Here is a 19,963-nt window from a genome sequence, read left to right on the forward strand (position 1 = left end):
CATGCTGATAGCGCAGCGCGACCAGCGTCATGCTGAAAGCTCGCCCAAGCGTCTGCTGCGGATAGCGCAGCGTGCGATGCTGAGGCTCTCGCTGCGTACGTTGCTGGGGCGGCGATGATTCCGGGTGGCTGGCAAAAATTCGCGGGCGCACGTGTGCTCCTGCTGCAAGGACCGATGGGGCCGTTCTTCCGACGCCTGGCACGCGTGTTACTCCAGGCGGGCGCTGCCAGCGTGCACAAGGTGAACTTCAATGGTGGCGATCAGTTCTTCTATGCGAGAGGTGCCATTCGCTATCGGGGCACGATGGAGGCGTGGCCATCGGCGCTGTCACGGCTGATGTCGGAACTGCAGATCGACACAGTTTTCCTGTTTGGAGACTGTCGCGAGATTCACAGGCCCGTGCAGGCCGTAGCGCGTGAGCGCGGCGCCGAGGTATGGGTGTTCGAGGAAGGCTATGTCAGGCCGGACTTCGTAACCCTGGAGCGCTCCGGCGTCAACAATCATTCGCCCGCGCCTCGCGATCCTGCTTTCTATAGTGCGCTGCCGGATATGGAGCTCCCGGTCGAGAAGCCTGTCGGCAATACGTTCTGGTATGCCGCGTGTTGGGCCACGTTTTACTACACGGCATCCATTCTGATGCGGCCATTCTATCGGCACTATCGCCATCATCGTCCTTTGGGCGTGAGCGAGCTGCTGCCGTGGCTTCGAAGCCCGGTGCGCAAGCTGCGCTACCGGATGCGGGAACGTCGCTATGGGCACTTCCTTTGGGGAGTGGAAGCGGGTCGGTTCTATCTTGTGCCGTTGCAGGTCGATACCGACTTCCAGGTGCGTGTGCATTCGGATTTTGAATCGGTGTCGCACTTTGTTGAGCGTGTCGTAGCGTCGTTTGCCCGCCATGCGCCTGCGGACCATTGCCTGGTACTCAAGCATCACCCGATGGACCGCGGGTATAGCGATTACTCCATCTTGATTCGCGCGCTAGCCGAGCGCTATGGTGTGCAGGGGCGTCTGCATTACATTCATGACCAGCATTTGCCTACGCTGCTGGACCACGCCAGTGGCGTGGTGTTGATCAACAGTACGGTTGGACTGTCCGCGATGAACCATGGATTGCCCGTTGCCGTACTTGGGGAAGCCTCGTACGCGCTGCCCGGCATGAGTTATCAGGGCGGTCTGGACTCGTTCTGGAATGATGCCCTTGATTTCCACATGGACAAGGATCTTTATCGCCGCTATCGAAACTATCTGATCCGGCACACGCAGCTCAATGGCGACTTCTTCCGAAATGGCGTCTTTGAATGGAAGTACCTACTAGGGGCTGCGATGAAGGGAAGGGATCTAGAACGGGTCTCGTCGCAATAGCGACGACGAATATAAGCCCAGTGGTGGTGCGGGTGGGCATGTGGATGCCACGGGCGCTAGACGCTCTGGATGCCACGTTAGTAGGTCGTTCACTTCCTGGGGCCGCTGGATACCGGGAAGACCCATCTGGCCTGCCCATCGATCCATTTACCGGTTGAACACCGTCGTACTACCAGGGTGGGAAAATTTACTTCGACGATCCTGTGGATACTACGCCCGACGTTGACAGATCCTCGGGTTCGTAAACCTGGTAATGCCATGCGACTTATTTTCGACGATGTGCTCGGCTACTCCATGCTCGATGCGGGCCGGTTGTCTTTCGCGTTGAGCGCTGTTCCAGTTTAGGCTGTTGCTTACTGACATGCTCCGATTAATGGCTGATACTAAGGGTGGATCTCGGTGAAATAATTTATTTAATATTTTTTATTATTAAAATTTATGAAAATACGATCATTAATAATGAATTGAATATTTCATAAAAGATGCTGAAGGCGGTATTAAGTTTGTCAAATCGGGTGTTGCTGCGTGGCATTCGAATCCCGGAAAGGTTGGTGGCGTGGGAGGCTTCTTACTGGCTTCCTTGTGAGACGAATACCCAGGAGGACGATTCTTGGTTTGAGTGATTTGACCAACGGCAGTTTTAATTTTGGTGATTTTCGGCAAGCGGGTTACATTAAAAAAGTACGATGGAACATATTTTATTTAGATTCGCGAAATCAGTATCGCTATTTGCTGTGACATATTTCTCATTAATTCATTTGGGGGTGGGTCAGGAGGCATCTATTATTGTTGGGTTGATTCCGCTTGTTCTTGGGTTTATCAATGTTATGACGGAATTATCTTTCTCAATTGCTGCCTTTATATTTGTTATTTCTGCGATATCGTCTCTTTTGCCGTCTAAATATAAAAATGTAGCGGAAATTGTATCAAATACTTTTGATGTAATCTCGCTCGAGAAAGGTGGTGGTAATTTAAATAAGTGATTTATTTCTTGGGATCGAGCGGGTTTTGTTGCGGTAAGCCAGTAAGAACGTGAAGAAGCAGATGGGTAGATTAGGCTTGTGTTGTCAGGGGATGGAACTGCTCTGCGGCCGTCCAACTGCCCTTTCGATGCAATGCATTTGCCCCTTGGAGATCATGTGCATCAGCTCGACGCCACCGAGCAGGATGCGCGCACAGCGAAAGTCCTTGAAGCCAAGCATCGATCGAGTCAGGCGCTTGATAGCCCGATGGTCCTGCTCAACAACGTTGTTCAGGTACTTGATCTGCCGAAAGGCGATTGGGGGCTTCCCGTTCGGCGCTGAGGCCGTGAGGGGCCGCTAGGTTCGCCGGGCTGCCGTCGATGGTCACCGTGTCAGGCTGGCCGTGCTGCGCGAAGGCCTTCACAAAAAAAGGAGCCGCCGTGTCGCAGCATTGTAGCGCCGGGCGTGCAACAGAGAATCGATGGTAGGGCTCGACTTGTCGCCCCCGGTACAGACCTTCCCTGGTCGCATACCCGGATGTGGGTGTTGTCCATGCGTCAGCTTTTGCATACCCGTCGCTTGTGTTGGCGGAAGATCTTGTTCATGGCCGGCAGCAACTTGAGTGGCTAGCGACGCACGGGAGAACGATCGACCGAGATGCCATGCTTGGCCATCATTTCCTCAAGATGCCGCAAGGTCAGCGGATGGGCGATATACCAGCGGACGTGGTTCAGCATCACTAACACATGATTGCCACCGCCGATGCGCTGCCATGTGCCACGGGCGCTTCTGTCGTCGCGCGGCTGACGTTCTTCATCGCCGACCTTTCGGCACATCCGCTGTTTGCACCCATATGGGCCCTGCGAACGGGACAAGGCTTCGCCATGTCGTGGCGTCTTGTCATTCGGATCCGTGCGCGCTACTACAGCGCCTACGCTTATGCATGTTCAAACGCATTCAGCGACAGTCGGCCGAAGGTGGCCTGCATTACGCGCCGATACGGCCCGCCACCGTTCGTACACCTAACAGGTGGCACGCGTAGCACACACAAGCGACAATCCTGAGAGCACGCTTCATCCATGCGCATCCAACACGCATTCCGCCTGATCACGCTTGCTATGGTGGCGACGATCGTGGGCTTCGGCAGCTATCTCTGGACCGAGGAGTGGCGGGCATACGCCGTGGCGCAACACAGCGAGGCGATGCTCCAGGCCTTTCGCGCCACGCTGGTTGCCGCCGAGAAGGTCTCGGCCGAGCGGGGGCCATCCAATGCCGCGTTGGGCGCAGCGCCTAGCGTCGCCGCCGGCGCGCTGTTGCGAGCGCGGGAACAGAGTGACGCCAGTCTGACTGCGGCCATAGCAATGTTGCACGGTGTCAACTGCCCGGAGTGCGGCGCGGCCAAAGGCAGCCTCGAGCATGCCCGCGCGCAGTTGGCGGCAGCGCGGTCCCAGATCGACCGGCTAATCGCCCGGCCATTGTCGGAACGACATGATGTGCAACTGGTCGTGAGCGGGATGTTCACCATCGTCGATGAGATCCTGCGCGTCGCGGACGGCCCGCTGTCGCGCCTGCAGCGCTCCGCTCCTGTGGCGGCGCAGCACGCGGTCAGTGCGCGATTTGCCGCCGAACTGCGCGAGTATGCGGGTCGCGCCGGCTCCGAGTTCACCAGCGCACTGGTCAGCAATCGTCCGATGCACAGCGAGGAGCGCGAGCGCCTGGCGGGGGATCTCGGGCGCGTGCAGACGTTGGGGGACCAGATCCAGCAGCGCATCAGCTTCCAGTTGGCGTCGAAGCCCGGGTTGCGCGACGCCGAGGCTGCGCTGCGCAAGCGCTTTTTCGGTGACGGCCTCGCCTATCTCCAGAAGGTCGAGGCGATCGGTCCGGCCGAACCTCGGCCGACGACGGCAGAGTTGGCCAGCACCTACGTGCCACTGATGGCGCCGATCGTCGCCATGCGCGACGCCGTGCTCGACGTGGCTCAGGCGGAAGTGCAGGCTGACACGACGCGCGCGAAGAGAAGGCTTGGTGGCTTGTTGGCGATCCTCGCGATCATCACGTCGTTTGTCGCAGCCACGTTCTGGCTGTTCGCGAAGCGGGTGCTGCGTCCACTTACGCTAGCGACGGAGGCCACCATTGAGCTGGCCGAGGGGCGATACGACGGGCCGGCACATGTCTGGCCCAAGACCGACGAGATTGGGGCCATCTTTGTCGCGCTGGAACAGTTGCGGGCGGGCCTGCTGCGGAAGGTGGCGCTCGAGCATGAGCGCACGACGCTGATCGCGAGGCTGCAGGCGGCAGTCACGCACGAGCGTGCCCAGATGATGGCGCTGGTCCAGGCGCGCGACGCAGCCGAGGCCTCGGCGCGCACCAAGAGCAGCTTCCTGGCCATGATGAGCCACGAGATCCGCACGCCGTTGCAGGGCATCCTCGGCCTGCTGGAACTGGTGGAGTATTCGCCTTTGTCAGCCGAACAGCGACGGCAAGTGCGTCTGGCCTCGGAGGCAGGTCAGGCGCTGCGACAGATCCTCGACGATGTGCTCGACTACGCCAAGATGGACGCGGGCCGGCTGCGTCTTGCGTTAGCGCCACTTGATTTGCGCGGGCTGTTCGCCAATGTGCTGAGCCTATTGGCGCCGCGCGCGCAGGCCAAAGGGTTGCAGTTGCAGCAATGGGTGCAGCCCGACGTTCCGGTTCAACTCGTGGCCGACGGGGCTCGGCTGCGACAGATTCTTCTCAACCTCGTGGGCAACGCGATCAAGTTCACCGAGTGCGGCAGCGTGGATTTGCTCGCCAGTGTTGAGCCGACCAGCGCCGGCGAGGACGTGCTGGTGGTCTCGGTGGCGGACACAGGCATCGGGATCGCACCGGAGGATATTGCACGGCTCTTTACCCCATTCGTGCAGGGCGAGAGCGGACCGGCGCGCCGTTTCGACGGAACCGGACTGGGCCTGGCAATTTCTCGGCAACTGGCGCAACTGATGGGAGGTGAGCTGATGCTCGACAGTACACTAGGTGTTGGTACGCGGGTGATGCTGCGCGTGCCGATGCCGGGTTGCCCCGACGCTGGATCGCCCCTGTCGAACTCTGAGAGACGAGAGCATCACGCCGAGTTCAGGTTGGCATAGGTGGCGGCATCAAGTTGATGCGCATGATCGCCAGGGATCTGAGGCGGGACCTCGAAAGAAGAAATCCGCCCGCTAAAGAATTGCCTGCGCCATTTTTTCTTGGAGTACCGCATGAATGGTGTGCGCCTGTTGACGAGGCGGATTCGGTGGATCGACCTGCTCGGTCTGCTACGGTGCGTTGGCTTCTTGCTGTTGATGTCCATCTGGCATGGCGCAGTGGCGCAGCAGCCCATTGCTACCACGGCGCAAACGATACGGGTTGGGGTAGTGCAGAACGACTGGCCGCCGTTTGCCATCGTGCAAGACGGACAGGTGAGCGGCATCGGTGTCGACTTCCTGCGCGCGGCGCTTGGCGACCGCCCCGTGCGCATTGTCACGACCACGTTTGCCAGTATGCCTGCCCTGCTGGCCGCCGCGTGCGCCAACCAGGTGGACGTGGTGCTGAACGTTGGCGAGACTGCCGAGCGCGCGCGTTGCCTGCGCTTTTCCGATGCCTACTTCGATGCCACTGCTGCCATCGTCGGCCGCGCAGGGGCAGCGGGGCAGCATGCCGTCGCATTGGAGCAGGCACGGATTGCAGTGGAGCCGGGCACGTTCATGGACGAGCGGCTTCGCGCACGGTTCCCGAATGCGCGGTTTGTGCCCGTGAAGGACGCTGAAGGCGGGTTGCGTGCCGTACGCGACAACCAGGCGGATTACTACCCCACGCGGCAGCCAGTGGCGGACTATTACTTGGGACGGCCCGAGTACAAAGGCCTGGCCGTTCAGGCAGGCTACCGGGAGCCCGGTGGCGGCCTGCATTTCGCGTTCAGTCCGGCCGCCGCCGCCCTACAGACCACCGTCAATCAGGGGCTCGCCACGATGCCACAAGACGCGCGGCGCGCCATTATCGGTCGTTGGGTGACGCCTCCGATCGTAGCGTCGTCGCCTGCAGGAGAGTTCTTTCTGACGCCGGAGGAGCGGGCGTTTCTGCAATCGCTGCCCGTGCTGAAGGTGGCATTCGACGCGGGGTCGGCACCCTATAGTTACGTCGACGACAAAGGACGACCCGGCGGCATGGCGGCTGACTACCTGTCATATCTGGGTCGCACGCTCGGCGTACGGTTCCAGCGTGAGCGTGCCGCACCCTTTGCGCAGACCGTGGAAGCGCTGCGGCAAGGCAAGCTGGACCTGATGGCCGTCGCCGTGGCCGAGGATCCAGCGCTGGCTGGCCTGCCGGTGACCCGGCCCTATGCCTCCTTCCCGATGGTCATCGTGGGGCGCCAGTTGGATGTGGCGGTCGAAGGCCTCAACGACCTGACTGGCAAGCGTGTGGTCGTTTGTGAGGCGAGTGGTGTGGAGGGCCTGCTCAGGGCAGCCGTCCCGCATCTGCAGTTGTCCGTCGTAAGTTCCGTGCATGCCGGCATGGAGGCGGTTGCCAATGGGAAAGCCGATGCATATGTGGACGATCTGGCTACGGTGGACGTGGAGCTGCAACGTTATTTCGCGGGGACGCTGCGCATCATAGGTTCCGGCAGACAAACGCTGGACATGGGCTTTGGCTTGTCCCCCGAGCTGGGAGCACGGCTGCTGCCGCTCATTGACCGTGCCATGGAATACATGCCGCAAGTCGAGCGCCTCGCGATCCAGAGCCGTTACATCGCCGCCAGCTATGCTCTGGAGCCCTCATGGCAGCAGGTCCTGCGACGCATCGCCCCATACCTGGTCGCCGTCATCGTTATTATCGGGATCCTGCTGCGCTCGCAGTATCGATTGCGACGGGAGGCGTCCGCCAGGCGACTCGCCAAACAGCAGCTTCAGGCGCAGCTGGATTTCCAGCGCACGTTGATCGACGCCGTCCCGATTCCGATCACCGTCAAGGATGCCCAAGGGCGATACGTTGAAGTCAATGCCGCCTTCCAGTCGCGGGCGGGGATGACTAGACAGCAGATGGTTGGTCACTTGCCCACAGAGCTGAATGTGCCGGGCAACCGCGCAGCCGAAGCGTTGGAAGCGGGCTCCCGGCGAGCCCTGGAGACCCAACAGCTGCAGCAGTTTGCGGTGGACTACGTGGACGCCGATGGCAGGCAACGCTATTACCTGTGCTGGGCGCAACCCATCAAGAGAGTCGGGCCGGAGTTCGCCGGGGTCATCTCGGCCGCGGTGGATGTGACGGAGATTCGCAACGCCGAAGCCAAGGCCCAAGCTGCCGAGGCCATGCTTGTGGACGCGACTCGCCATTTGCCCGCGACGGCTTTCCGAATGCGCGAGCGCGACGGTGTCTTTTCGTATGAGTGGGTGAGCGGCAATGCGCAGCAACTGCTCGGTCGCTCATCGGAATCGTTGATCGGTCCGGCTAATCCGCTGCTGGGCATGGCCAACGTGGAGGACCGCATCGCGGCGTTGGCCGCAGCCGAAGAGGCCAAAACCACGGGGCGGCCTTTGAGCGCGGATATGCGTCTTCTGATCCGTGGACAAACACGCTGGATCCGCATCCATGCCGTGCCTAAGACAGAGCCGGATGGCGGCGTCCTGTGGCACGGCTACTATGTGGACCTCACGGAAGAGCGCGAGCGTGCCAACGCACTGGCGCAGGCAAAGGATGCGGCCGAAGCGGCATCGCGAGCCAAGGACAGTTTTCTGGCCATGATGAGCCATGAGATCCGCACGCCAATGAATGGCATTCTCGGCCTGATCGAACTGCTGCAAAGAACGCCGCTGACGGCCGAGCAGCAGCGCATGGTCGCGTTGGCCGGCGAGTCTGGCCAGGCACTCGGACGGATACTGGACGACATTCTGGACTACGCCAAACTCGAGGCCGGGCGGCTTGCCATCCTGCGAGCGCCGGTGGATCTTCGGGAACTCTTCGACGGCGTGCTCGGCTCGCTGTTGCCGCAAGCTTTCCAGAAGGGCTTGCGTCTGAAGCAAAGGGTGAGCGCGGAGGTGGCGGCCATCGTGCAGGCCGATGGCATCCGTCTGCGCCAGATTCTGTTCAATCTGCTAGGTAATGCCATCAAGTTCACCGATCACGGCAGCGTGATGTTGCGCGCAACCATGGAGCCAGGTGCTACCGGGTTGCCAATGCTGGTCGTGGTCGTGGAAGACACTGGAATCGGTATTGCCAGGACGGATCTCGCTCGCCTGTTCGCCCCGTTCATGCAAAGCGAGCGCAGTACCGCACGCCGATTCGGTGGAACCGGGCTGGGGCTGACCATTGTCAGGACGCTGGCAGAGCTCATGGACGGCGAGATAACCCTGAAGAGCGAGGCGGGGGTGGGTACGACGGCGGTACTCCGGGTGCCATGCGAAGTCGTCAGCCAGGGCTATGATTTGCCGAACCTCCGCGGCAGGGCGCTATCCGTTCTTGTCAGCGATGACAGCAGGCGTGCGGCCCTGATCGCCTACGGCGAGGCCGCCGGCATGCGCTGCGTCAGTTCGGAGGATGAGACTCCGGAGGATGGCATCGCAATTACCGATCGGATGGAGCGAGCCGGGCGAAAGGGCCAGTTTGCGATTCACCTGACCGATGAATTGCTGCCATTGGGTTACAGCCAGGATGAGTCTGGCGTGTCGCTCGGCAGCAATCCGTTGCGATGGACGGCTTTTGTGGGAGCACTGGAAGCGCTGCTCAAGGGCATTGCACCAGCCTCACCACAGGCCTCGCGGGCGGGAGAGGGGAAAGCAGACGATCTGGTGCCCCAGGGCGCCAGGATCCTCGTCGTCGAGGACCATCCCATCAACCGGGAAGTTATCGGGCAGCAACTGCGTCTGCTGGGCTACCGCAGCACGGTGTGCACCAACGGGCAGGAAGCGGTAACGGCGCTGCGGGCCGATGCGTATGATCTGGTGCTGACTGATTGCCACATGCCGATCATGGACGGATTTGACTTGACTCGGTCGATCCGGGCGAGTGATCGGCCGTCCGTCCGAGCGCTGCCCGTGGTGGGACTGACTGCAACAGTCGCCAGGGAAGAGCATGTCCTGTGCATGGAAGTGGGCATGAACGCGTTCCTGGTGAAGCCGGCGACATTGGCATCGCTACAGCAGACGATCGAGACCGCATTGCAAGGAGGTCCGGAGGCACCGTCGCCCGAGACGGAAGTTCGATCTCCGGAAGCAGCACCCACCCGTCAGACGCCGGAATCCGGCGGGTTCCGTCCGGAATGTATCGATACTGTCGGGCTGCGGTCCCAACTGGAGCCCATGTTGGCGGAGCGCGACGTGCGCCAGATCTTCTTGCGATCCCTGGAACAAGACCGCGACGCCTTGCGTGCGCAGCTGGCGGCGCCGACGCCCGTAGGACTGGGCAAGTGGTGTCATCGTGCCGGTGGCGCGATTTCGGTGATGGAGCAGCCATACCTGCACGAGTTGCTCGATCGGCTGGATGGTCTGCTGGAGACCGGCTCCCCGGCTCAAATCCAGTCGGCGGGCGCTTCGCTGTCGGCGATGTATGACTACCTGATCGATTGGCTGGAGAAGCTGGATGTTGCGTGACCGGCCTGCCAGGAAGATCGGGCGAGCGGCAGCCGTGGCCAGCCCCGAATGCAAGACCATCGGAATAGCCGGGCGATGTCAGGCGATTGACGGCATCTTCCGTCAGCCGCGAAGATCCTTCAGCGGCACTCCCATCAGAAGAGTACGTCCAGCAAGTCAAACAATTCGGCGTCGCCCCGGGCCGCAGACCGTGACCGTCGGCGGACTTCCTCCAGCAAGCACTCCACGAAACACTGTGCGGCGTTGCTGCGCATGGTGTTGCGCCGACCGATGATGCCCAGACGGCTGGTCTCGAACTGCTCGGAAATTCGCACCGGCAGCACCCAGCCTCGCATGGCATCGCACACCAGCAAGGGCTTGGGGCAATAACTGAGCATCCCGACATGGGTGCCTTGATCGGACTGACGCTGACCAACACCCTGTCACCGGAAGCCCTCGAAAGCTGGGGTTGGCGCATCCCTTTTGCGATCGGCATCCTGGTGATTCCCGTTGGTCTCTATATCCGCCGGCATCTCGATGAAACCGGCGTCGTGCAGGAGGACGGCGCGCCGAGGCAGGAGCACGCCGGCCTGCGCGAGATCTTCACCCGTTATTGGCGCATGGTGGTGGCCGGAGTACTGATCACCATCGGAGGCACCTCGGCCACCTATATCGTGCTGCACTACATGAGCAGCTACGCCATCTGGGTGCTGAAGATCCCGGCTGGGGTCAGCATGGCGGCAGGCTGTGTGGGCGCACTGGTGCAGGTGGCACTGTCTGCGTACGCGGGCAGGTTGTCGGACCGGATCGGCCGCAAACCGCTTATTCTCTGGTCGCGTATCGCGATGCTGGTCGCGATCTACCCGGGCTTCCTGCTGCTCAATGCTCAGCCGACCCTGCCCGTGCTGCTGGGCGTTGTCGCCGCGCTGTCACTGATGCTGGTGCTGAACGTCGTGCCGTCAGTGGTAATGCTCTCGGAACTGTTTCCGCGGCGCATCCGTGCGACTGGCATGTCGATCGTGTACTGCATTGGCGTGCTGGTGTTTGGTGGTTTCGCGCAGTTCCTGGCCACCTGGTTGATCGCCGTGACCGGCAATGCGAATGCCCCCGCGCTATATGTGATCGGTTGCGGCATCGTATCGCTTGTGGGCCTGGCCATGGTCACGGAAACGGCCGGCAAGCGACTGAACTGAGCGACCGCGATCCAAGCGGCAGCGTCTCTGGCGTCAAGCGACGTGCAAAGCGTTGTCTTATTGCGATCGCGCGAGCATCGCAGCCAGCAGCCTGTTCGCGTTTTTCAGCATCGGTTCGTTACTTGTCTACGCGGTGTTCGGGGTGCTCTACCTGGGCGCAGCGTTCGCGCCCCCGATTCACGACCTCTCGATGGCCATCTACTTCTCAATCGTCTCAATGTCGACGGTCGGGTATGGTGATTGCGGGCCGAGTCCAGGGCTTCGCCATCCTTCTGCACGGACTGCGCCTTCATGCAGGTTTCGATAAGCAACGGCTTGGCCGGGAAAATCCTGGTGTAGATCTCTGCCCATTGCTGCGCGTCGTCGCGATGCCAAGTGCGCTGCCGTTCGGAAGCGATGGCTGCTGTATCCATCGGTACGACGCTCACCTGCACCACGCGAGCCAGCGTGATTTTGTGGGCCATTTTCGCGTACGTGCCCGAGGCGTCCACCACCGCAACGACCTTGTAGCCGTCAGCGCCTGCGTTGATGGACGGGAAGGCCATGCACACGCTCAGGCGCTGGTGGTCTGCTGGGCAACCGTGCCGAATCGGCCGCCGTTGAGGTCGGTAAACGCCTGGAGGATCTCATCCTGGCTGTTCATCACGAAAGGTCCATAGCCGATGATCGGCTCGTCGATCGGTTCGCCGGCCAGCAGGATCAGGACAGCATCGGTGCTGGCTTCCATCGACACATCTTCGCCAGCACGATCCAGCAGCACCATCTGGGCTTCGCCAGCCACTGTGCTGACATTGACGCGCACCGTACCGCGCAGCACGATCAGTGCGGCGTTCCATCCGGATGGGATCGGTAGCTCGCTGATGCCACCCTGGTTCAGGCGCATGTCCCATACGTTCATCGGCGTGAAGGTGTGCGCGGGGCCGACCTTGCCCTCGTACTGGCCAGCGATGACGCGGACCGTGCCGGCATCATCACGAAGCGGCACGACGGGAATGTCGGCATCGACGATGGCCTGGTAGCCGGGCGCCGTCATCTTGTGCTTGGCGGGAAGGTTCACCCAGAGCTGAACCATTTCCAGGGGCCCGCCGGTGCGAGTGAAGGCCTCGGAGTGAAACTCTTCATGCAGAATGCCGCCGCCGGCCGTCATCCATTGCACATCGCCAGCACCGATCACGCCGCCCTGGCCGGTTGAGTCGCGATGCGCGACTTCACCCTTGTAGACAATGGTCACGGTTTCGAAGCCTCGGTGCGGGTGGACACCGACGCCTCGCGGCTGCTGGCCCGGACTGAAATCGGCAGGGCCCGCGTAGTCGAGCAAGAGGAAAGGGCTGAGCCGTTTGCCATGGCTCTGATAGGAAAACATCGAGCGCACAGGGAAGCCGTCGCCCACCCAGTGTGGACGTGGTGCGCTGTAGACACCGAGGACTCTCTTCATTGCAATCTCCAGTTTCGCGGCGATGCCGCGCAATTGCAGGAAGAGTAGGTGTCCCGCACTCAGATCAGTAGATCCCGGATCTGCATCTCAGCGTCCTATGGCGCGGACGATGAGGGTGCGGCGGCCTGGCGGTGCCATGGCCACAGGCTGGCTCCATGCACCGTGCGGCCGTTTGAATCTCTGGTCTAGTCCTCTTCCATTTTTTCGAATCGTTCGGCGAGGTAGTCAATCAGCAATCTGACGCCGGGCAGCAAGCCGCGCCGCGAGGGAAAAACCGCATGAAGAATTTCGCGCCGAGGCGCCCAGTCGGGTAGCAAGCGGACGAGGGAACCATCTGTCAACTGGTCACGCACCATCATCACTGGCAACTGACAGACGCCTACCCCCGCCACTGCCGCATTGCGCAAGGCAATCATGTCACCAGTTACCAAACGTGGACGGTGATGGATCGTGGCCTGTACGCCGTCGGGCCCGTACAGGTGCCACGTGTGATCCTGCTGGGGAGTCCCGATGGCCAGGCTGGGCCAGTCCGAAAGTTCGGCGGGGGCAGGCGGCATGCCATGGGCTTGGGCAAGCGCGGGGCTGGCAACAAGGCACTGGCTGCGCTCGGCCAGTACGCGGATGACCAAGTCGCTGTCCTGGAGCGGCGGCGGGCGCACGCGGATGGCTAAATCGATGGCCTCTGCAACGGGATCGACCCGCCGGTTGGTGGCCTCTAAATGAACGGTCAACAGGGGATGCCGTGCCATGAACTCGCTGAGAATCGTTCCGACATGGACCTGGAGGAGTGCCACCGGGCAAGTCATGCGCAGGGTGCCCCGTGGTTCGGCCTGTATGACCTCGATAGCCTCCTGCGCGGCTTCTGCCTGCATCAGCATGGCCTTGCAGTGCTCATAGTAGACGCGGCCGATTTCGGTGACGGCGAACTGGCGGGTCGAGCGCTGTATCAGCCGCACGCCCAGGCGTTCCTCCAACATGGCGATACGGCGGCTCAGCTTGGATTTTGGCATGCCCAATGCCCGTCCTGCCGGGGCGAATCCACCATGCTCCACAGACTGCGCGAAGTAGTAGAGATCGTTCAGGTCTTGCATGGGCATGTCTGGTTGTTCAATTTATGGGACTCTGCCGATCATTTTTTATATCTACAGCCGGCGTCGTCCCAATACTAAGCTGTAGGCATCAATGCAGCAAATGGCCATCGCGGATTGCAACCCTTACAAGGCCACTAGCAGGCATGCCTATGGTGTGATCGGGGAGCAACAGATGTCATTACGTACGGAAGAGATCGAGGCCTATCTGCGGGTCGTCGAGCTAGGGGGAATCAGCGCGGCAGCGCGGCATATGGGGTTATCCAAATCCGTTGTCAGCAAGCGCATCAGCGATCTGGAGCGGGAACTCGGCGCATCGTTGCTCCAGCGCTCTTCGCGTCGCATGCAGCCCTCCGAGAGCGGCCGGTATTTCTATGAGCAGGCGCGCGCAGCCATGAGTCAGCTTACCCAAGCAGCGCAGAGTGTCTCGGAGGCGGCGCAGGAAGTCTGTGGCGAACTGCGCATCCTGGCGCCCATGAGCTTTGGTACACGCTGGTTGTCGCCGCTCATTGCGGAATTCGGCCGCGCCAACCCACGGCTGCGACTGAGTCTCGAACTGGACGACAGGTTGGTCGATCTGGCCTACGGCGGGTACGACGTGGCCATCCGCATTACGCGGCTGCGCGACAGCGACCTCATCGCGCGCAAGCTTGCGCCCAGTCGCCGCGTGGTGTGTTGCAGCCCGGACTATGCGGCGCGCGCCGGACTTCCCCGAACCGTCGAGGATATCGGCCACCATGCCTGTCTGTCATACAGCAATTCCTTGCCGGGCCAAATCTGGACCTTCCAGCCGGACGCGCATGAAGAAGCGCCGAAGACCATCACGCCGCGCGGCATCTACACGGCCAACAACGGCGAGGTGCTGCGTGATGCCGTGCTTGCCGGCCATGGCTTGGCCGTGTTGCCACGCTTCATCGTCTGGGAAGACCTGCGGGCGGGTCGGCTGATCGAGGTTCAGCCAGGGGCCACGCCGGTGGAGGATGGCATCTTTGCCGTCTATCCCCGTAACGCATTCGGTTCGGCCAAGCTCAGGGCCCTCGTGCAGTTCCTGCAGGCTTCGCTTTCGCAGCCGCCGTGGGAAGTTCCCGGCTCGTCGATGGAAAGCGCCGAAGTGGTACCCCTGTATGCGGAGGCGCCCAAACGTTGAAATTGGGCTCAGGCGCGCAAAGGGTAGGGCTTCTCCGGATCGATGCCGTACTTGGCGATGGCCTGGCTCAGTACGCCGCGCTCCAGCGCGCCTTCATCCACCAGTGCCTTCAGGGCCGCCAGTGTGATCCAGCGGCGGTCCACCTCGAAGAAATCACGAAGCTGTTCGCGAGTATCCGAACGGCCATAGCCGTCAGTACCCAGCACTGTGTACGCACGCGGCACGAACGGACGGATCTGTTCGGCCAGCGCCCGCACATAGTCGGTGGCGGCGATAACCGGGCCACGCGTGTCGGCCAGGCAGTGTTCCACATGCGATGTGCGGGGCGCCTCGTCAGGGTGCAGCAGGTTCCAGCGTATGACTTCGTTGCCCTGGCGTGCCAGTTCGGTGAAGCTGGGACAACCCCACAGGTCGGCCTGCACGCCCCAGTCCTGCTCCAGCATGGCTGACGCCGCAATGACTTCGCGGAAGATCGTGCCGGCGCCCAGCAACTGCACGCGGGGGGCTTCGCCGTTGCTTGTGCGGCGGAATGCGTACATGCCCTTGAGAATGTCTTGCTCCGCGCCCTCGGGCATCGCCGGATGCTCGTAGTTCTCGTTCATCACGGTGATGTAGTAGTAGACGTCTTCCTGCATCTGCAGCATGCGGCGCAGGCCGTCCTGGATGATGACCGCGAGTTCGAAGGCAAACGTGGGGTCGTAGCAGACGCAGTTGGGGATGGTGCCACCCCAGACCAGGCTGTGGCCGTCTTCATGCTGCAGGCCTTCGCCGTTGAGCGTGGTGCGCCCCGCTGTGCCGCCCAGTAGGAAGCCGCGCGCGCGCTGGTCGCCGGCGGCCCAGGCCAGATCGCCAAAGCGCTGGAAACCGAAGATCGAATAGAAGATGAAGAAGGGGATCATTGGCTCGCCATGCGTGCTGTACGACGTGGCCGCGGCAATCCAGTCTGCCATGGCGCCGGCTTCGTTAATCCCTTCCTGGAGGATCTGGCCGCCCTTGGATTCCTTGTAGAAACTCAATTGCGACGCGTCCTGCGGCGTATAGGTCTGGCCCTGCTGCGACCAGATACCGATCTGGCGGAAGAGGCCCTCCATCCCGAACGTGCGCGACTCGTCCGAGACAATCGGCACGATGCGCTTGCCGAGCGCCTTGTCACGTAGCAACGTATTGAGGATACGCACGAAGCTCATGGCGGTGGAGAACTCGCGTCCTTCGCCGCTCGCCTTAAGTTGCCCATCAAATGCGGACAATGGCGGCACCGGCAGTTCAGGCCCCGTGCGGCGGCGCGATGGGAGGTAGCCCCCAAGGGCCTGTCTGCGCTGATGCAGATAGGCGTGTTCGGGCGATCCTTCCTCGAATTTCAGGTAGCTGAGATCGGCGAGTTGCTCGTCGGTGAGCGGCAGGCCAAAGCGGTCGCGGAACTGCCCCAGCGTTTCCACGCGCATATGCTTTTGCTGGTGGGTGATGTTCTGGGCCTCGCCCGCCTCGCCCATGCCATAGCCCTTGATAGTCTTGGCCAGGATCACGGTGGGCTGGCCGGTGTGGTGCGCCGCTGCGTGGTATGCGGCGTAGACCTTGTGTGGATCATGGCCGCCGCGATTGAGTTGCCAGATGTCGTCGTCGGACCAATCCGCCACCAGCGCCTTGAGGGCTGGGGAGTTGAAGAAATGTTCGCGCACGTAGGCGCCGTCTTTGGACTTGAAGGTCTGGTAGTCACCGTCGACGCAGGCCATCATCCGTTGCGCCAGGATGCCGTCCTTGTCGCGGGCCAGCAGGGCGTCCCACTTACTGCCCCATACGACTTTGATCACATTCCAGCCGGCGCCGCGGAACTCGGATTCCAGTTCCTGAATGATCTTGCCATTGCCACGCACGGGGCCGTCCAGGCGTTGGAGGTTGCAGTTGATGACGAACACCAGGTTGTCGAGTTGTTCGCGCCCGGCCATGCCCAGTGCGCCGCGGGATTCGGGCTCGTCCATTTCGCCGTCGCCGCAGAATACCCAGACCTTGCGTGCGCGATGGTCGCCGAAGCCGCGGTCCTGCAGGTATTTCATGAAGCGGGCCTGATAGATGCCCATGATCGGGCCCAGGCCCATCGACACGGTCGGGAACTGCCAGAAGTCCGGCATCAGCCAGGGATGCGGATAGGAAGAGATACCTTGACCGCCGACTTCCTGGCGAAACTTGTCCATCTGGGCCTCGCTGAGCCTTCCCTCCAGGAAGGCGCGGGCATAGAAGCCGGGCGCTGAGTGGCCCTGGAAAAACACCAGATCGCCGCCGTGCTGTGCGGACGGAGCGTGCCAGAAGTGGTTGAAGCCGACTTCATATAACGTCGCCGCTGAGGCAAAACTGGCGATATGTCCACCGACGTTCGTATCGCGTCCCGCGCGCAAAACCATCGCGATGGCATTCCATCGGATAAATGAACGAATACGGTGCTCCAGTCCCTGGTCGCCGGCACTGTGCGCCTGATTGTCGAGCGGGATCGTATTCACGTAGGCCGTATTGGCGCTGAACGGCAGGTAGATGCCGGCGTCATGCGCGCGCCGGATCAACTGTTCAATAAGGAAATGCGCTCGCTCGGGGCCTTCGTGGGCTATGACACCTTCCAGCGCGTCCAGCCATTCACGGGTTTCCTGAGTATCGATGTCGTTGTCGCTGGCGGACGAGATGGGCATCACTGGCGCCATGGTGATCTCCTGTCGGCCCGGTGCGGGCAAGCGGCACGGAACCGGCCGCAGTGAAGGGAATATGCAAGGGGGAAAAGACTAGCACCGCGAAGCAGTATGGATAAGGTGCACCGCGGCAAACATGCTGTTCGGCTCAGGGAAACACCACCCCATAAGGGGCGGCGCTCTGGCATTCGATGATGCGCGATCAGGCGCCGTCGGTGAAGACGTCGACAGTTCTGATCGCGCCATCCGTGTATGGGTCTGCCTTGCGAACAGCAAGCGTGCGGAACTGTTCCTCGACAAGTGGCTGCGAAGTGTTTCGTACGGCGATTTGCGCTTGTGTGGCACTCGCGCGGCCGCCGTCGGTAAAGGGATCCGGCTTGCGAGGTGCTGCGTGCGCGCTGGACGTCGCGACTAGGAGGGCGGTGGTAGCTAGGACGATGGCTTTCATGGTTGGACTCCAATATCGGGTTGAAAGAGGACTTCGTTGAGCGGGGTCAACTGCACTGTCGACGGATGCAATATATCACAACCGTACCGTATGGTACTGTTCTGTTTGTGGGGTGTGGCATGGGTGCCGTTATGTGTCGCAAACAGCCGCCTTTGGTAGACTGCGCCGTCCTTCATCCATATGGTCCCGACTCTTCCTGTGAAAGCCACTTCGTCGCCAACGCTGAAATCGCCCGCTTCGGTAGAGAAGCCCGCCATGCGCATTACGCGCCGGGGAGAAGCCAAGCGTGCCGCGATCCTGGAAACCGCGGCAATGCTTTTCCTGGCACGTGGCTATGATGGCGTCAGCCTGGACGAGATCGTGAAGGCGTGTGGGGGGTCAAAGACCAACGTCTATAGTTATTTCGGTGGCAAGGACGGTCTGTTTGTTGCCGTGGTCGAAGCGCTCTGCGATCGCTTCCTGGCGAAGGTGGAGAAGCTTGAGCCGTCGCGCACCAATACAGCCAATGGCTTACGGGACCTTGCAAGTCGTTTTCTGGAGTCGTTGCTGGAGGAAAGCCACCTGGCGTTCCTGCGACTGATCATCGCGGAAGCGCGGCGCTTCCCGGAGATTGGCCAAGTCTGGTACGCACGAGGGCCGCTCGCCACCTGCCAATACGTGGCCGGGTATCTGGCTCGACAGCAGTCGACCGGCACGAAGCTGAACGCCACGCCCGAGGTGGCCGCGCAACTCTTCCACAGCATGGTGATTGCCGGCGTCCTGCACCGTACACTGGCCACTGGCGAGCACCCGGGTGAGGCGCAAATTGACATGTTGGTCAAATCTGCGATTGACCTGATCGTGGCAAAGTCGTCCGCCGCAGGGTAGGGCAACTAATCCAGGCGCTTCATACGGTAGGAAACTTCAATCCGCTCCACAGCGTCGCTGCCTTCTTCCTGAAAGCGGCGAATATGCTCGGTCTGCGTGTGGTGAACCTCCTGGGCGCCGGGACTATCCCAATGCTCGACAAAGACAAAGCGCCTTGGATCGTCCTGCTGCACGAACAACTCATACCGCAGGTTGCCAGTGTCTCTGCGCGAGGGCTCCACTACGGCCCTGAGCTTGTCGCGTAGCTCCGATTCTCTGCCCGCTTTCGCGTACAGGACCACAAGCACAAAGAGATCCTCGTCCATGCCAGCCCTCCGCCCTTTCATGCGACATCGCTACAGGGCAGGCTAGGCAACGAATGTACTGATCGCAAGCGCTTCTTCAGGCTGTTCGGCTGCATCGAACGGCGGGTTCTGTGGCTGGCTATCACGCTACAGCCCGGTCTCACATATGCTGCAAGGGCTCGCAGCAACTCCATATGGACAAGTGGCACCCGTGCCGTATGGCGAGCGTTTACCAATTCTTCTTGGAGGCTATTATGGCCAGCGAACCCATCCGCGATCCACTCAAAGACCATCTGCTTACACCGCAGAACGCAGCCTTCGTTGTCATTGACTATCAGCCAGTGCAGGTGAACTCGATTGCCTCGATGGACCGGCAACTGCTGATCAACAACATCGTTGGTTCGGCGAAGGCAGCGATTGCTTACAAGCTGCCCATCATCCATTCGACTGTGAACGTGAAGACCGGCCTCAACAAGCCGCCCATTCCACAGCTCGCAAAAGTGCTGAAGGACTATCCCACCTACGATCGCACGACCATCAATTCCTGGGAGGATGTCGAGTTCCGCGCAGCCGTAAAGGCAACCGGCCGCAAGAAGCTCATCATGACTGCGCTGTGGACTGAAGCCTGCCTGACGTTCCCTGCGCTCGACGCGCTGGCCGAAGGCTTCGAAGTCTATGTGGTGGTTGATGCAGTTGGCGGTACATCCGGAGCCGCGCATGAGGCAGCGCTGCGCCGCATCGAGCAGGCCGGCGGAAAAATGATCAGCGTGGCCCAGCTGTTTTGCGAACTGCAGCGCGACTGGTCGTGCGCGGAGACCGTACCCGCCTTCATCAACCTGTTTATCGAGACCGGTGGCACGGCCGGCATCCAGTTCTCATACGACCGCACCGAGTAAGTACTAGCAGGAGCCGCGGCTGAAGCGCCGCT

14 protein-coding genes and 3 pseudogenes are annotated in these 19,963 nt (G+C 61.3%); 9 read left to right on the forward strand and 8 right to left on the reverse strand.

The features are described from left to right. Nucleotides 1-153: 153 nt before the first annotated feature. Nucleotides 154-1,362, forward strand: coding sequence for a capsule biosynthesis protein (locus WD006_RS27545; protein WP_274923517.1), 1,209 nt, complete (start codon nucleotides 154-156; stop codon nucleotides 1,360-1,362). Nucleotides 1,363-2,048: 686 nt separating this feature from the next. Then, nucleotides 2,049-2,345 carry a hypothetical protein gene (locus WD006_RS27550; RefSeq protein WP_141192914.1) on the forward strand — a complete coding sequence of 99 codons (297 nt, stop codon included), beginning with the start codon at nucleotides 2,049-2,051 and terminating at the stop codon, nucleotides 2,343-2,345. A 70-nt stretch (nucleotides 2,346-2,415) separates the two neighbouring features. Here the strand turns inward: WD006_RS27550 and WD006_RS27555 are convergent. Then, nucleotides 2,416-3,061, reverse strand: a pseudogene (locus WD006_RS27555) (IS6 family transposase). Between the two features lie 396 nt (nucleotides 3,062-3,457). Between WD006_RS27555 and WD006_RS27560 the strand changes: the two are divergent. Next, nucleotides 3,458-5,449 carry an ATP-binding protein gene (locus WD006_RS27560; protein WP_231108904.1) on the forward strand — a complete coding sequence of 664 codons (1,992 nt, stop codon included), beginning with the start codon at nucleotides 3,458-3,460 and terminating at the stop codon, nucleotides 5,447-5,449. A 195-nt stretch (nucleotides 5,450-5,644) separates the two neighbouring features. Then, the gene (locus tag WD006_RS27565; protein WP_234710886.1) at nucleotides 5,645-9,922 is read left to right on the forward strand and encodes an ATP-binding protein; all 4,278 of its coding nucleotides are present in this window, start codon (nucleotides 5,645-5,647) and stop codon (nucleotides 9,920-9,922) included. Nucleotides 9,923-10,056: 134 nt separating this feature from the next. Here WD006_RS27565 and WD006_RS27570 read toward each other — a convergent pair whose 3' ends face one another. Further along, nucleotides 10,057-10,257: a transcriptional regulator gene (locus WD006_RS27570; protein WP_231108903.1), complete on the reverse strand. Its 201-nt coding sequence runs from the start codon at nucleotides 10,255-10,257 to the stop codon at nucleotides 10,057-10,059. A 48-nt stretch (nucleotides 10,258-10,305) separates the two neighbouring features. Between WD006_RS27570 and WD006_RS27575 the strand changes: the two genes are divergently transcribed. Further along, nucleotides 10,306-11,094 (forward strand): MFS transporter, encoded by a 789-nt coding sequence (locus WD006_RS27575; RefSeq protein WP_035833815.1) that lies wholly within the window; start codon nucleotides 10,306-10,308, stop codon nucleotides 11,092-11,094. A gap of 64 nt (nucleotides 11,095-11,158) precedes the next feature. Beyond that, nucleotides 11,159-11,344, forward strand: a pseudogene (locus tag WD006_RS27580) (ion channel); the annotation flags it as partial. Here the strand turns inward: WD006_RS27580 and WD006_RS27585 are convergent. From WD006_RS27585 to WD006_RS27595, 3 genes and pseudogenes are all read right to left on the reverse strand, one after another. Then, a pseudogene (locus tag WD006_RS27585) lies at nucleotides 11,337-11,648 on the reverse strand (isochorismatase hydrolase); the annotation flags it as partial. The pseudogenes WD006_RS27580 and WD006_RS27585 overlap by 8 nt on opposite strands. Continuing rightward, nucleotides 11,648-12,529: a pirin family protein gene (locus WD006_RS27590; protein ID WP_029309474.1), complete on the reverse strand. Its 882-nt coding sequence runs from the start codon at nucleotides 12,527-12,529 to the stop codon at nucleotides 11,648-11,650. The gene WD006_RS27590 and the pseudogene WD006_RS27585, both read right to left, overlap by 1 nt. A gap of 185 nt (nucleotides 12,530-12,714) precedes the next feature. Next, nucleotides 12,715-13,620, reverse strand: coding sequence for a LysR family transcriptional regulator (locus WD006_RS27595; RefSeq protein ID WP_029309475.1), 906 nt, complete (start codon nucleotides 13,618-13,620; stop codon nucleotides 12,715-12,717). 172 nt (nucleotides 13,621-13,792) lie between these two features. Here WD006_RS27595 and WD006_RS27600 point away from each other — a divergent pair, with 172 nt between their 5' ends. After that, on the forward strand, nucleotides 13,793-14,764 hold the full coding sequence (locus WD006_RS27600) for a LysR family transcriptional regulator (protein WP_035820785.1): 972 nt from the start codon (nucleotides 13,793-13,795) through the stop codon (nucleotides 14,762-14,764). A gap of 8 nt (nucleotides 14,765-14,772) precedes the next feature. On the opposite strand, the gene aceE is transcribed toward WD006_RS27600, so the two are convergent. Both aceE and WD006_RS27610 read right to left on the reverse strand, forming a co-directional pair. Further along, nucleotides 14,773-17,451 (reverse strand): pyruvate dehydrogenase (acetyl-transferring), homodimeric type, encoded by a 2,679-nt coding sequence (gene aceE / locus WD006_RS27605; RefSeq protein ID WP_141192913.1) that lies wholly within the window; start codon nucleotides 17,449-17,451, stop codon nucleotides 14,773-14,775. A gap of 187 nt (nucleotides 17,452-17,638) precedes the next feature. Next, nucleotides 17,639-17,884 (reverse strand): hypothetical protein, encoded by a 246-nt coding sequence (locus WD006_RS27610; RefSeq protein ID WP_011518756.1) that lies wholly within the window; start codon nucleotides 17,882-17,884, stop codon nucleotides 17,639-17,641. Nucleotides 17,885-18,139: 255 nt separating this feature from the next. Here WD006_RS27610 and WD006_RS27615 point away from each other — a divergent pair, with 255 nt between their 5' ends. Beyond that, entirely contained in the window at nucleotides 18,140-18,751 is a 612-nt protein-coding gene (locus WD006_RS27615; RefSeq protein ID WP_035822292.1) for a TetR/AcrR family transcriptional regulator, read from the forward strand. A 5-nt stretch (nucleotides 18,752-18,756) separates the two neighbouring features. On the opposite strand, the gene WD006_RS27620 is transcribed toward WD006_RS27615, so the two are convergent. Beyond that, complete coding sequence (locus tag WD006_RS27620) at nucleotides 18,757-19,056, reverse strand: putative quinol monooxygenase (RefSeq protein ID WP_011518758.1); 300 nt, start codon at nucleotides 19,054-19,056, stop codon at nucleotides 18,757-18,759. 233 nt (nucleotides 19,057-19,289) lie between these two features. Between WD006_RS27620 and WD006_RS27625 the strand changes: the two genes are divergently transcribed. Then, complete coding sequence (locus WD006_RS27625) at nucleotides 19,290-19,931, forward strand: hydrolase (RefSeq protein ID WP_375199109.1); 642 nt, start codon at nucleotides 19,290-19,292, stop codon at nucleotides 19,929-19,931. Nucleotides 19,932-19,963 lie beyond the last annotated feature (32 nt).

The organism is Cupriavidus sp. Met-2 (assembly GCF_049843575.1).
Taxonomy (GTDB): Bacteria; Pseudomonadota; Gammaproteobacteria; order Burkholderiales; family Burkholderiaceae; genus Cupriavidus; species Cupriavidus metallidurans.

Bases quoted from the DNA above. Each gene is read 5' to 3' on its own strand.
- WD006_RS27590 (WP_029309474.1), bottom strand. From the start codon at position 12,529: ATGAAGAGAGTCCTCGGTGTCTACAGCGCACCACGTCCACACTGGGTG.
- WD006_RS27620 (WP_011518758.1), bottom strand. From the start codon at position 19,056: ATGGACGAGGATCTCTTTGTGCTTGTGGTCCTGTACGCGAAAGCGGGC.
- WD006_RS27600 (WP_035820785.1), top strand. From the start codon at position 13,793: ATGTCATTACGTACGGAAGAGATCGAGGCCTATCTGCGGGTCGTCGAG.
- WD006_RS27575 (WP_035833815.1), top strand. From the start codon at position 10,306: ATGGGTGCCTTGATCGGACTGACGCTGACCAACACCCTGTCACCGGAA.
- WD006_RS27565 (WP_234710886.1), top strand. From the start codon at position 5,645: ATGTCCATCTGGCATGGCGCAGTGGCGCAGCAGCCCATTGCTACCACG.
- WD006_RS27615 (WP_035822292.1), top strand. From the start codon at position 18,140: ATGCGCATTACGCGCCGGGGAGAAGCCAAGCGTGCCGCGATCCTGGAA.
- WD006_RS27550 (WP_141192914.1), top strand. From the start codon at position 2,049: ATGGAACATATTTTATTTAGATTCGCGAAATCAGTATCGCTATTTGCT.
- WD006_RS27625 (WP_375199109.1), top strand. From the start codon at position 19,290: ATGGCCAGCGAACCCATCCGCGATCCACTCAAAGACCATCTGCTTACA.
- WD006_RS27570 (WP_231108903.1), bottom strand. From the start codon at position 10,257: ATGCGAGGCTGGGTGCTGCCGGTGCGAATTTCCGAGCAGTTCGAGACC.
- WD006_RS27610 (WP_011518756.1), bottom strand. From the start codon at position 17,884: ATGAAAGCCATCGTCCTAGCTACCACCGCCCTCCTAGTCGCGACGTCC.
- WD006_RS27595 (WP_029309475.1), bottom strand. From the start codon at position 13,620: ATGCAAGACCTGAACGATCTCTACTACTTCGCGCAGTCTGTGGAGCAT.
- aceE (WP_141192913.1), bottom strand. From the start codon at position 17,451: ATGGCGCCAGTGATGCCCATCTCGTCCGCCAGCGACAACGACATCGAT.